Origin of the sequence: Aureibaculum luteum, from assembly GCF_003449015.1 — a bacterium.
Lineage (GTDB): Bacteria > Bacteroidota > Bacteroidia > Flavobacteriales > Flavobacteriaceae > Aureibaculum > Aureibaculum luteum.
Window position 1 is genome coordinate 187763 of sequence record NZ_QRGD01000004.1, and the last position, 12983, is coordinate 200745.

The 12983-nt window shown below is 27.8% G+C and carries 12 protein-coding genes; all 12 read right to left on the bottom strand.

All coding sequences use genetic code 11. The annotated features are described in order from the left end of the window. Positions 1–24 precede the first annotated feature (24 nt). Positions 25–1125 (bottom strand): sugar-transfer associated ATP-grasp domain-containing protein, encoded by a 1101-nt coding sequence (locus tag D3P13_RS11480; RefSeq protein WP_117882510.1) that lies wholly within the window; start codon positions 1123–1125, stop codon positions 25–27. 12 nt (positions 1126–1137) lie between these two features. Then, positions 1138–2184 (bottom strand): glycosyltransferase, encoded by a 1047-nt coding sequence (locus D3P13_RS11485; RefSeq protein ID WP_117882512.1) that lies wholly within the window; start codon positions 2182–2184, stop codon positions 1138–1140. A gap of 16 nt (positions 2185–2200) precedes the next feature. After that, positions 2201–2878: a hypothetical protein gene (locus D3P13_RS11490; RefSeq protein ID WP_117882514.1), complete on the bottom strand. Its 678-nt coding sequence runs from the start codon at positions 2876–2878 to the stop codon at positions 2201–2203. After that, entirely contained in the window at positions 2865–3509 is a 645-nt protein-coding gene (locus D3P13_RS11495) for a nucleoside/nucleotide kinase family protein (RefSeq protein ID WP_117882516.1), read from the bottom strand. The genes D3P13_RS11490 and D3P13_RS11495 overlap by 14 nt, the downstream gene beginning before the upstream one ends. Then, positions 3499–4638 carry a glycosyltransferase family 4 protein gene (locus D3P13_RS11500; protein ID WP_117882519.1) on the bottom strand — a complete coding sequence of 380 codons (1140 nt, stop codon included), beginning with the start codon at positions 4636–4638 and terminating at the stop codon, positions 3499–3501. Before D3P13_RS11500 ends, D3P13_RS11495 begins: the two co-directional genes overlap by 11 nt. Before the next feature lie 2 nt (positions 4639–4640). After that, entirely contained in the window at positions 4641–5738 is a 1098-nt protein-coding gene (locus D3P13_RS11505) for a DUF354 domain-containing protein (RefSeq protein WP_117882521.1), read from the bottom strand. A 22-nt stretch (positions 5739–5760) separates the two neighbouring features. Beyond that, the gene (locus D3P13_RS11510) at positions 5761–6786 is read right to left on the bottom strand and encodes a lipid II:glycine glycyltransferase FemX (protein WP_117882523.1); all 1026 of its coding nucleotides are present in this window, start codon (positions 6784–6786) and stop codon (positions 5761–5763) included. A gap of 33 nt (positions 6787–6819) precedes the next feature. Continuing rightward, positions 6820–7926 (bottom strand): glycosyltransferase, encoded by a 1107-nt coding sequence (locus D3P13_RS11515; RefSeq protein ID WP_117882525.1) that lies wholly within the window; start codon positions 7924–7926, stop codon positions 6820–6822. Between the two features lie 76 nt (positions 7927–8002). Continuing rightward, on the bottom strand, positions 8003–9490 hold the full coding sequence (locus D3P13_RS11520) for an asparagine synthase-related protein (RefSeq protein ID WP_117882526.1): 1488 nt from the start codon (positions 9488–9490) through the stop codon (positions 8003–8005). Positions 9491–9547: 57 nt separating this feature from the next. Next, positions 9548–10654: a sugar-transfer associated ATP-grasp domain-containing protein gene (locus D3P13_RS11525; protein ID WP_117882528.1), complete on the bottom strand. Its 1107-nt coding sequence runs from the start codon at positions 10652–10654 to the stop codon at positions 9548–9550. A gap of 13 nt (positions 10655–10667) precedes the next feature. Next, positions 10668–11843, bottom strand: a complete 1176-nt coding sequence (locus tag D3P13_RS11530) for a glycosyltransferase family 4 protein (RefSeq protein ID WP_117882530.1) — start codon at positions 11841–11843, stop codon at positions 10668–10670. Next, positions 11844–12983, bottom strand: coding sequence for a non-hydrolyzing UDP-N-acetylglucosamine 2-epimerase (gene wecB / locus D3P13_RS11535; RefSeq protein WP_117882532.1), 1140 nt, complete (start codon positions 12981–12983; stop codon positions 11844–11846).

Consider the following 12983-nt stretch of genomic DNA (forward strand, 5'->3'; position numbering starts at 1 on the left):
ATTAATTTTAATTTATTTTATATATTAATATTGTTTTTGTTCACCACAATATTTTAAAACTTCTTTAGTAAACTTACCAAAGAAGGGACCGTTAGTATATTCATATGCATCTATACCTTGCCCCATCACATTGTATTCAATTAATACAGTTTCATCAAGGTTATTAATAGCCAAATCCCATGAAATCAATTTAAAGTGAGGCCTTTGATTATGAAGTTCTTTTACTTCTTGTTTGACTCTGTCATAAAAAGGTATTTTAAAATCTTTAAACTTTATCTTTGTATCCGTTTCAAAATGAATATTACTTTCTCCATCGTAACCTTTTTTAAGTAAATTCCCATCAGGTTCAATTTGACAAAAAAGACCACCTTGCCCCGTATTATCAACAGAGGAACCCGTGCGTCCAATACGTACTATGCTATGCAAAATATTAGTTTGATTGTTCCAAAATAATGTAATAATTCTTAGCGTGTTTATGGATGTTGGATTGAGAGATTCCATTGCTTGATTTTGAATTAAAAAATTCTGAATAATGTAGTTTTTCTTTGAGTTATTCAGAAACTGCTTAGTAGTTTGATTTTTATAATCAGATACTCCATCTTTTAAATTAAAAACAATAATACCCTTACCACCAAAGCTATCAATTGAGGGTTTTATTATCAATTTTTCAAAAATGTTACAATGATCAATAGCCTGTTGTTCATTTAATAAATTATTATCATCATCATAAAAAACACCATTAATGTTTTTTAAAACAGTTTGAGGATGCTTAATATTCTTAAAAATCAAAGTAAAGTAATTTTTATCTGTCAATCCAACCGCTATGCGATAATCATTTAAATATGGCTCTATTGTACTGTGAAATAAGTCCTCCGGGAGATATTCTTTGCTAAAAACACCGCTAAAATAAGTGTTAATTCTGTGGGTATCTGTATTTATGTTTTTAAAACCAAAAGAAGCATAATACTTTTTTGCTTCTCTAATTTCACTTTTCTTAAGAGGATTAATCTTTAAATTATTAATTCTTTTTTTTAATGCATTTCTATTGGCAATAACAACTGATTTGTATGAAAAGTATTTATGTAACCTTTTAGAAATACCTCTATTTATTGAATAAAAGTTCATATATAAATTCTTTTAAAGATTAATCTGATTGTGAATTATATTATAAAAAGCGTTATTTAATTCTGAAACCTTAGATAAACCACAAGTTGGATTTAAATTATTTTTTATTTCACTGACATTCTCCAAGAAATCTTCTGGATTTGAATATTTGATACCACCATTATCAGTTCCTAAAAATTGACTAAGACTACCATAATTTGTTGTTAAAACCGTAGTTTCACAGGCTCTCGCTTCTAGAACAGATAGTGGCATACCTATTGAGCTATTTTTTTTGACTACAGGAAATATATATAAATCACTTAATTGATAAATTTCTTCGATATGTTCAATATATCTATCTAAAATTAAAATACCAGCTTTAAGTAAATCATCCTTAAGAGAATGTTTACCTAGAGCATCAATGGGTGTTGAACTACTGCTTACAACAACTACTTGATTACCTTCTTTTTGCAGTGGAATTAATGATTTTAAATTTCTCCCCTCATTTAAATGACCCATATGCGAAATGATATAAGTATCTAAGGGTAAATCATATTTTTTACGTAATTCCTGCTTATCCTTTTTATTCTTTAATGGTTTAAATATTGACAAATCAGTTAATAGGGGTATTAATTGGTTTTGAATCTTAATACTATTCCAATATTCATGCAAGGCCGGTGAAGGCGTAAATGCCATTTTGGGTTTTATAAACTTTACAATAAATTTTTGCCATACTTTGAGCGGTTTAGGCTGCAAAGCTACAAGTGCTATTTTCGTTTTTTTAGCTGAAATTGAAAATAGTTTAAGTCTTAAATAACTTGCAAAAGTACTGGATTGAAAAGGTAAGTATATGATTGAATCAGGATTAAAATCTTTAATCAATAACTTCACTTCTTTAGAATAGTACAAGGCATTCGTTTGAACAATATGTATATTTTTTTTTTGAAAACCGTGACGACAAATTACCTTGAGATCATAGTTCTTATCTAAATCTAAAAACAAGTTATAAACCGTTTTTTTAATACCTTCATCATAAGGAGGATTAAGATATTCAGATATAAATAATACTTTCTTTTTCATAAATTATATTTAAGTCTTATGCCATTGCATTGTTAAGTACTTGAGCCTCTCGTATGGTCATTTTTTCTTTATAATACTTATCAATAGTGTCATTAGGGTCACAAATTACCACGGGATTTTCTTGTCTGTTAGATCTTTCTAATGACTCATCAGGTGATTCAGAAATAAAAATATCTAAAGGAACTCGATTAAAATCAGCGATTTTCTTTTCTTTTACAAAAAATAATATTGCAGATAAGATATTCTTCATTCCTGGTTTTATTACTAAAGAAACGTCAATGTCAGAATTCCCATCCATCGTCCCCCTACAAATACCACCAGAGGATGTTGAATATAAAATCCACTTTTTATTATCAAGTCTATTTTGTATAGCATACAATTGATTAAATAATCTTATGGGTGGTATTTTAAACCATTTTATTCTATGAGTAAAAATGACATAAAAATTACAATTAACAAACCAATTAATGGTATGAGCAATTAAAAATCCAAAAATTAAACTACCAGCCATGGAATTATTAAGAATGAAATAAAAAACAACAAAAAATATTACCCAAAAAAATACGGTAAATGATATTTTATATATTCTTTCTATTCTGCTCCCAAGAGGTATACCTTGAAATATCCAATTGGTGAAAATTAGAATCCAACTTAAATATATGTTTTTAAGTATAATGTTTTTAATTTTCTTCATTTAAAATAAATTTAAAAGTTTCTTTTAGAGAGGTTTTATAGTCACTATTATTATCAATAACTTTAATATTTAAGTCTTTGCTTAAAAAATTATATACATCAACTTTATACTTCAGCAATTCGTCATGTTGAGTATCTTTTTTACGTTCTCTGATAATATTTTCATCCACTTTTAATATTATCATTTTAGTATTTTCAGGAAGAGCTTTTACAAATTCTTTGCCAATCCATGTTTTATGTAAATTCATTTTTCTAGTATCCACAATTAAATCTGCTAATGTATCAAGACTAAAACGGTCAAAAAGTATTATTTCATCATCTTTAATTTTCCGTTTTTCAAAGTACCATTTAATTTTAAAATCGATTACTTGTAGTATGGGAAAAATCCACGAGACAAATGTGGACCTGTAAAATTCATGCTTGCTGTATTTTACGCCATCAATTGTATATCTTTTTGTTAAACCAACCAACCTGCAATAAGCCATTAGTGGTTTTGATGTGATTTTGGGAGAACGTAGCCAAATATGTCTTGTCGTATATCCTTGTGCTATAATCTTATCTTCTATTTCCTTTAAAATAGTAGTTTTGCCACTTCCGTCGGACCCTGCTATATAAATGATCCTATTTTTCATTAAGTATTTTTTTATATAAATTAATTACTTTTTGATTTACCTTTTCCGTTGTATACTTCTGAATGGAATCAATGCAATTTTGTTTTAATTCTACTGATCTTTCAATTGCCTTTTTTAAATTTATAGCCAACTCTTCTATACTTTCATTTTCAACTAGGTAACCATTGTAATTATTTTTTATAACTAGAGGTATGTCTCCTACGCAATTGGCAACTACAGGAATTCCACATGCTAGCGATTCTTTAACAGACAAAGGACTTCCTTCATTCTTAGAATATAAAACAGATACATCTGCTAAATTGAAAATTTCAGGTAACTCATTCCTTTTTCTTATTCCTAAAAAAGTTATAAAATCATCTAATTTTAAACGAGAGGTTATCCTTTTTATTTCATCCAACAATACACCATCTCCTACAAATATCAATTTATAAGATGAATTTTGTTTTGATAAAATTTCAAATGATTGCACAATTTCTATAATTTTTTTTGGAGGTTCTATTCTTCCAACATATAAAATTATTTTATCAGTTTTTAAAAAGCCGAACTTATCTCGTGATATTTGTTTATCTAAAGGTTTAAAAATTAAATTATTAACACCAGTTGGTATGACGTGAAATTTTTCGTTAAATTGAGGATATAAATTTAAATAGTAATCTCTCGTTATTTCATCTACTGGTAAAATTGCACTAGCCTTTTTTAATGCAAATTTTTCTAAAAAATTATAAATTACACGAATTAATTTGCCCTTTCTATCATTAATAATTCGTGCTGTTTGACCATGTAATGTAACTACAGAAGGTCTATTCTTAAAAAAAGTGAAAGCTGCAAAATGATCTGGCCTGTGAGCATGAATAATACTATCTTTAGGTAGTTTAATAAAAAAGGAGTTTAGAAAAAGTGCTATTAAAAATTTATTGGTACTTGTAACATTTTTTATTATTTCTAAATATTTAAATCCTTCTTTTTTACTGTAATTATAAACTTTTCCAACGAATCCGACAGAAATATTTTTTAACAAAGAAAAATTTATTAATTCAATAATATATCCCTGAATACCGCCTATTGCTTTTAGTTCTCTTTTAGTTTCTTTGGTTTCAAAAGAAATAACACCTATATGATAAATTTTCATAGTTATTTGAATTTATTTTGAAAATCTGGATTCTCTTTCATAATTGTGTGGCTCTGAGGATAATTTTTTATAAACCAAGTAATAAAAGCTGAGACATCTATCTTATCTTTGAGAAGTTTGTTTCTTTTTAATTGCCATTCAGACCTTAAATTGTTGTTTTGTAAAATTTCTTCAGCTTTTTTCAAAGCAAAATCAAGACTTGCGATTCTAAATCCCAAACCATATTTTTCTTCCTGATCAATTAAATAACCTAATGGCTTATCTCTCAAAGCAATCCAAGGTACTCCCAATACTCCAGCTTCTGAAGCTGTTGTTGTTCCTTCACCAATATATAATGTGCAGAAAGACAATAAATGAGTATATTTAGAAGGTTCTATATTTAATTTATAAGCATCAAATCTATGATCTAAATCACGTTCTGTAACAGAAATAAAAATTTTGGCATTATAAACCTCTTCGGCTTTTTTAATGAACTTCAAAATTTTTTCATCGTTAGTATCTGCCTCAGATTTTAAACCAATATCATGCATGGCATTCAATGCTGAAAAACGCATTAAAATGATCTTATCTTCAATCTTTAATCCATTTTTTTTCAAAACACTCTTGTCTGGTTTAAAATTGTTTGGATGTAAATAGGCCAATTCTTTATAACCATTAAACCTAATAATATTATCACCTGGTAGCTTTTTATAAAAAGAATCAATTAACAATAAAGAATCAATTCTTTTATGCGAATACTTAAAATTGAAGGTAGCTGTCTCAGTATCTTCCCAACATATTAAAGGCAATTTATTAAACCTACAGGCTAAACTAGAATAAGGGGTTGCAGGAGAAAATATTAAATTTGGTTTAAATCTTCTCGTATATTTATTAATTCCTGAAACTACGGTGAAAATATTAAGTATTTTACCAATAAACGACTCACTACTTTTACCTATAACAACATTTTCAAAACCATAAGAATCAACTATTCTTTTGATTATCCCCTCTTTTTCAATAATAACAAAAAAGGATTTTCCGCCTTCGCTTTCTATCTTTTTTGCTGTTTCAAATACTATATAAGGGTCTACAGGATGGTAAACTATAAATAAAACTTTCATTAATTATATACCTTTCTTAAAATTATTTAATTTTTTTCAAAATACTTAAACCCAATTTTCCAATTTTAAATAAGTTTGGATTAAAAACTTTATTATACCTACCATCTTCCACTAACTGACCTCCAAATTGTGATTTAAAATCTCTAACTCCATAATCTTCTCCCTTAATACCGGCTCCCATAAAATCAAATGTTTTTAGCTTATTGTCTAGTCCATATTTGATAACCGCCCAAGCGGCTAGGGTACTTGGGTATTGATGTTTAAAATCGTAATCTAACCCACCTCTGTACCAATCGTAAATGCATTTATTATCCAAAAGAATAAAACCTCCACCAATAATTTTATTTTCAAACTGTAGGGCCACTACATTACCAAATTTTTGATTACACAAGTTTTCGAAAAATGCTAAATCATGTAAAGGCTTCTTAACTTTTTCTTTATAAATTTTATAAATAACATTATAAACGCCTTCAATATTCTTTGAGCTGTTTTCATAAGAAACCTGAACTCCTTCTCTGAAGCTTCTTCTTATTTGCCTCCTTTTTTCGGATTTTAATGATTTAAAAACTTCATCTTCTGAAGTAAGATCTATCTTATAATTCTGATATGGAATATATTCATAATTATTATTAATGTAAATGTCGCGTATGTTTGAATAATCGCTGAAATTTCTTATTTCGCCATAAATTGCTTTAGATGAAATAACTTTATTTAAATTTTTTAATAAAAAATTAAATACTTCTTGTTGATTAACACTTTTATCTAAAATTGGTCCACCATAGAAAATAGCTCTCCTAGTAAAAAGCTTCATGATTGAGTTGCCATTGGTCTGAATAATCCCTGAAAGGACTGCTAATAATTTCCTATCCTCAGATTTAACTCCAAAGACAATAGGAGTATAATTATCTTGTGCTTCCCAGAATTTAAACATTTCGGGTATTTGAAAAATGTTTTGATTGGCTGAATTAGAACATAATGCTATCCATTCTGCTTTATCAATGCTTTCATAATCCTTACAAAAAATAAATTTTTCTTTATTTTCATCCATTTGTCAGTCTGTTCCTTTTTATAAATATTATTCTTATTTGACAACATTTTTATAGAGTTCTAAAGTTTTTTCTATCATACCATCAATAGTAAAATGATTTTCAATCCTCACGCCACCTTTCTCTCCCATTTGCTTGGAAATTTTAGAATTTTCTAACAAATAGGTTATTTTGTCCGCAACTTCCGTTTTATTTTGTTGGTTTACTAAAAAGCCTGTTTCATTATCCAATACTATTTCATTGGTACCTCCGCCTCTAGTTGCAATAACAGGTTTTGACAAAGCCATATACTCCATAATGGAATTAGAGATACCCTCACCATGACTATTAACGTTTGTTAATAACAATCCTATATCAAAAATATTTACTATAGACTCCACATCTTTTTGTCTACCTACAAATAGAAAATTGTCCTTAAATTTTTTATCCACCAACTTTTTTACTTTATCTAAATCCGGTCCATCACCAATCGCTATAAAAATAACGTCTTTCCTTTTTTCTAGAATTAAATTACCTGCCTTTACAAACGTGATATAATCTTTTCTATTGTGAAAAGCTGCGGTCATACCGACTACATATTCTGATTTTATATTGAATTTTTTACGAACTTCATCTTTATTCAATTTTATAGTTAACCGATCAAAATTAAATCCGTTATGAATATATCTACCTTTTTTTTTAGGCACTCTAAAAGAATCTAAACCCGCTTTAGAATTTGACAATATTACAGAACTAAATGGATATGATATTGCAGTTAATAAATATCTCATCGATAGTGGCTTTACCAAATTAGCAGGTGGTGCAGTTGATATCATTGAATTTATAAAAGGTATTCTTCTTATTTTACAGATAGGGCCAAAATGAAAAGCGGTAATATTATCCCAACAATGAACTACTTCTGGCTTAAAGCTATTTAAAATACTATTGAACTTGTGGAGTATTTTAACATCTTTTTTAAAATTTCTTTTTAAAAAATGAATATTAAGTTCCAAATCATAAATTTCTTTATAATGAACATCTTTTGATAGTATGATTAACTCTATTTCAACTTCATTTGTTTTGAGTAAACCTTTAATGAGAGAGACCAACCTTCTTTCTTTTCCACCGGAAGCTAAAGATTCTATAATATATAATATTTTCATTTTTTTTTAAAATTAAACTGTACCAAGTAGTATATGGTTTATATTATTATTTCATACAAATTACTATTTTAATAATTTAAATGAGAAAAGTACTTCTATAAATTTTCTTGGCTATATTTAACATTTTTAATTTAAAAGGCAATAAATTATTAATTACAAAATCAAAAGGTGAAGTTTTATTTTTTGTTTTTTTAATATCGATAGCATACATATCAATAAATAATGACAATGATGCTAACCAAATTAGTTTCTCTTCTAGGTTAGAATCTTGATAGTATAAGGGAGATTTCATATAATTAAATACGTCTTCTAAGGCTTTCATATTAAAAATATTTAATTTTTCAATATTTTTTGACAACACCAAACTTTTAATGTGTTCATTTAAATCTTCATGTAAATATTTCGAATATGAATGGTGAGTTTTATCATATAAGTCAGGTACTCCTTCAGTCTCATCAAAAGGTAAGCCATTTCTGGCCCAAGGAATATGGGTTAAATCAGTTTTAAAAAGAGTCAATAATTCCTTATATATGTTATTATTTCTGAGATCAGGATTCAATGACCAAATATATCCAAATACATTTGGGTCAGAAAAAACTTGATACAGGGGGATTTTTTCATTTATAACGGATAAACAAGGGTTTAACATTCTACGCATATAATGTATTTGATTATCCTGTTCTATTTGCTGATATTTCTTATTTTGAGGATACCTTTCCCAATATTTAACAATATCCTGATTAATTTCTTTTTTATAATTATTTATAATATTATACTTGAAAATCCCATGTTTATTATTTATACCATCCCTCAAATCTTTGAGAGAATATAGTGTTTTTCCTGAATACTCACCTCTTCCTATACTATCTCCATAACTTCCTGCCAAAATACAATCAATTCCTTTCTCTTCTTTAATTTGTAACATTGCATGAAGATGTGTTGGAGAATATTCACACCCCCTAATAGCAGTTTCTTTTAAATTATTTAATAAATCTTCTGAAGACACTTCAATATGTTTCCATTCCCATTTTAATAGATCTGCAATTTCCTTTGCGTAAATTACATCTCTACAATTCTTATTTCCCCATGTATACGCTATTACATTTACCCCTTCAACCTCCTTCTCTTTAATTAGTATATCTAAAACTCCAGCTATCATTCTACTATCCATTCCTCCAGTCAATAGAATACCAATAGATTTCTTATTCCCTATATAATTTAGAATTTCAGTTTTTAGCAATTCTAGGAATGTGAGAGAAATTTGCTTTATTTCTATTAACTTTTCATCATGTTTAGGTACTTCAAAATATTTCCATCCCGTTTTGTCCAAGTTTGGTTTTGCCATCCAAGGGGACTTACTAACTCCCTTAATAATGGTTCTATCGCCTAGGGCATAACCTTTTGTTAAAATTTCAATTATGGTAACATAGTCAATTTCTATTTCATTATTTTTAATTTTTATTGTCTCAGAAAAATTTTGATTTATTTTAAAACCCTCATTTGAGTTTATAAAGAAAGGATTGAAAAATCCTAAATGATTATAATATTTAAATAATTTGTTCATTATTTTAATAACTTATTACGCAATAATTGTGAAAATTAATTGGGTTCACTATAAAATTTAAAATAAATTTATTTTACATTGGGTCAAAATTTCATTTGTTAATTTCCCAAAAAGAGTGCCCGTTGCAAATTGATGATGCACTCCTTGAGCCGAAACGTTGTACTCAATTAAAACAGGCTTTGCTTCTTGACTTATTGCGATATCCCATGACACAATTCTAAAATATGGAATTTGCTTGTGTAAATTTTTAACTGCAATTTTAACATCAGTATAGTTTGGTATTTGATAACCTTTTAATTCAATATTTGTATTTGACTTCGTAACAACATGACTGTCTGATCTATATCCTACATTTAAAAAGCCATCTTCGCTGACATTACAAACCATTGCACTTTTACCACTAGTTGGATGAGATGCATTATCAACCACAGCCCCTTTTCCTCCAATTCTAACAAAAGATGCTAGTATTTCTACTTCACTATTTATCAAAAGCGTTTGAATTCTAATTGTATTTACAGAACTACTATTTAAATTACCCATTTGTTTATGTTGTGTAAAATATTTTTGAATAATAAAATTCTTGTCGTACAAATTAATCAATTCCTTAACCGGCATGTTTTGATAATTTGTTTTATTTCCATTTACCTCAAATACAATAATATTTTTTCCTCCACCAGAATCTAAAGAGGGTTTAATAATAAGTTTTGAATACTTTTTACATCTGTCTACAACTTCATCAAAATCAAGAATAGTTCTATTCTCATCTAAAAACACTCCATTGATATTTTTTGTTATTGTTTCCGGTTGTTCTATAGTATTAAAAAGCTTATCTAATAAATTTTTATCAGTTAAAATTTCGGGCTCAGTAAGCATATTTAGTTGAGGCTCAATAACATTAATATAAAACTCAACAGGTATATACTCTTTATAAAATTCACCACTGATATGAGTGTAAAATTGATGCCATTTTGTATTTATATTTTTAAACCCAAAACGAGCATAATATTCTCGAATTTCTTTGATTTGTGCATTAGTTAGCTTCCTGCATTTTATTTCATTTACTAATGTTTTTGATCTGGATATAAAATGACGTTTATTTTTTTGATAAATAGAATACCTACGTAATCGCTTAAAAAGACCCGCACTCAACTTAAAAAAATCCATATCACATTAGTTTTTAGTTTACTTTTAAAATATCAAATATTTTAGCAGATTGAACGTCTGCATTAAAATGTTCATTTGCAATTTGAAATCCTTTTTTACCAATTATTTTTGAATTGTCTCTATTACTTAAAACATTTAAAATTTTAGCCGCAAAATCCTCAAGACTATCTGGTTTTGCAATAAATGCATTAACATTATTTTCAAGATAGTCAGGTATTTCTCCAACGGAAGTGACTATTACAGGATTTCCTGTAGCTAAATATTCTCCCAGTTTTGTTGGAAAACCAAATTGAGCCTGAATAGAACTCGGTCTTGCTAATACTAAGCAATCAGAATTAATTAATAAACTCGGAATTTTATCCCTAGGTATCTGTCCCAAATATATTATTTTATCATCTAATTTTTTATTTTCAATAAATTCAATTTGTTTTAAATAATCTTCATCGGGTTTTTTAGGTCCTATTAATTGTAATACTATATTTGGAAATTTTTTTATTGCGACTGCAAATGCCTTAATCAAAATATCTACTCCATCTTTTTTACTATTCATTAAGCCCACATAAGATATTACATAATTATTATTGTTTGTAATTAATTTTGCTTTATTAAATCTTTCAATGTCTACCGTCATAGGAATATGAAATAATTTTGCACTATTGTTTAACAGCTCCTTGTAAAAATTCATTAAACCTTTTGTCATTAAAAACATGATGTCCATTTCAGGAATGATCAAATCTAAATATTTCTCATACTCCCTTTTATTCAGCATAAGACTAGGGAATTCACTCATTTCTTGAACTATTTTTATGTTTTTACTTTTAAATAGAGCTAACGATTCTAATTGCACATCAGATTCTAATCCAATCGTTGTCCATCCATAATCAAATTTAATATTTTTTTGAAATGTTTTTTGCTTATTAATAATCAATCGTTTAATTGTATTACTAAATTTCATTTTTTTAAGTATCCTAATTTGATATGGAAAACCGGCATATTGAACGGTAATTCCTTTCGGATAATTGTATTTTTTATGAAAAATATATTCTTTCCATTCTCGGCACCCTCCAAATATTAAAAAATGTATTTCTACATTCCTTTTTGCTAGACCTTCAAAAATTCCTCTCATCCTATTTGAATAAGCTCCATCAAAATAATATAAGTTAGAAGAAACTATATATAATACTTTCATTTAATTGTTATTTATGCCCCACCATTTATTACTCAATTTGGCATTACCCATTATTAGCTTTAATACTCTCCAAGAGGTATTTAAAATTTGATATTCTTGAGGTATTTCTTTATAATTGCCTAATTGCTGTTCTTTGACAACCGTATCAATGGCATTTAAAATAACATCAGAATCAAAGCCTGTTAAAATAATGGTACCCGTATCTTGGGCTTCTGGTCTTTCCATACTTTGTCTTAAACTAATTGCAGGAAAGGATAGCATTGCAGATTCTTCACTTATGGTACCACTATCAGAAATAGCACATAATGATTCCTTTTGTAATTTTATATAATCGAAAAAACCAAAAGGTTTTAAAAACTGTATTCTTTTATCAATTTCAGTATTTGTTAATGCTTCTAATCTTTTTCTAGTACGTGGATGTGTAGAAACAATTATAGGTAAATCATAACTATCTGCTAATGTATTTAAAACTGAAAGAATTTGTTTTAGATGATTTTTATTGTCAACATTTTCCTCCCTGTGAGTAGAAACAATAAAATATTTTTTCCCCTTAAGTTGAAGTTTATTTAAAATTTCAGATTTATTAATTTTTTCTTCATTTTCTTTCAATACCTCAAACATTGGTGACCCCGTTAAATAGATTCTCCTGTGCGGTAAACCTTCACTTAATAAGTGCCTTCTGGCATGCTCTGTGTAAACCAAATTAAAATCGGCTACATGGTCAATAATTCTTCTATTAATTTCTTCAGGTACGTTCATGTCAAAACTTCGATTTCCTGCCTCCATGTGAAATACAGGAATACGCATCCTTTTAGCAATAATACCAACAATACTTGCATTAGTATCTCCTAAAATAAGTACGGCATCGGGTTTTTCCTTTATAAATACTTCCTCACTTTTTATAAGTGTTTCACCCAAAACTTGGCCTAAACTTGAAGTGTTTACTTCTAAAAAGTAATCTGGTTTACGCAACCCTAGATCTTTAAAAAATATTTCATTTAATTCATAATCATAATTTTGCCCTGTATGAATAATAATTTGTTCTAAATACTCATCAATACGTTTAATAGTTGAACTCAAACGAATAATCTCTGGGCGTGTACCTACTACCGTAGCTATTTTTAACTTTTTATATTGCAT

Bases quoted from the DNA above. Each gene is read 5' to 3' on its own strand.
- D3P13_RS11500 (WP_117882519.1), bottom strand. From the start codon at position 4,638: ATGAAAATTTATCATATAGGTGTTATTTCTTTTGAAACCAAAGAAACT.
- D3P13_RS11505 (WP_117882521.1), bottom strand. From the start codon at position 5,738: ATGAAAGTTTTATTTATAGTTTACCATCCTGTAGACCCTTATATAGTA.
- wecB (WP_117882532.1), bottom strand. From the start codon at position 12,983: ATGCAATATAAAAAGTTAAAAATAGCTACGGTAGTAGGTACACGCCCA.
- D3P13_RS11495 (WP_117882516.1), bottom strand. From the start codon at position 3,509: ATGAAAAATAGGATCATTTATATAGCAGGGTCCGACGGAAGTGGCAAA.
- D3P13_RS11490 (WP_117882514.1), bottom strand. From the start codon at position 2,878: ATGAAGAAAATTAAAAACATTATACTTAAAAACATATATTTAAGTTGG.
- D3P13_RS11480 (WP_117882510.1), bottom strand. From the start codon at position 1,125: ATGAACTTTTATTCAATAAATAGAGGTATTTCTAAAAGGTTACATAAA.
- D3P13_RS11485 (WP_117882512.1), bottom strand. From the start codon at position 2,184: ATGAAAAAGAAAGTATTATTTATATCTGAATATCTTAATCCTCCTTAT.
- D3P13_RS11530 (WP_117882530.1), bottom strand. From the start codon at position 11,843: ATGAAAGTATTATATATAGTTTCTTCTAACTTATATTATTTTGATGGA.
- D3P13_RS11515 (WP_117882525.1), bottom strand. From the start codon at position 7,926: ATGAAAATATTATATATTATAGAATCTTTAGCTTCCGGTGGAAAAGAA.
- D3P13_RS11510 (WP_117882523.1), bottom strand. From the start codon at position 6,786: ATGGATGAAAATAAAGAAAAATTTATTTTTTGTAAGGATTATGAAAGC.
- D3P13_RS11525 (WP_117882528.1), bottom strand. From the start codon at position 10,654: ATGGATTTTTTTAAGTTGAGTGCGGGTCTTTTTAAGCGATTACGTAGG.
- D3P13_RS11520 (WP_117882526.1), bottom strand. From the start codon at position 9,490: ATGAACAAATTATTTAAATATTATAATCATTTAGGATTTTTCAATCCT.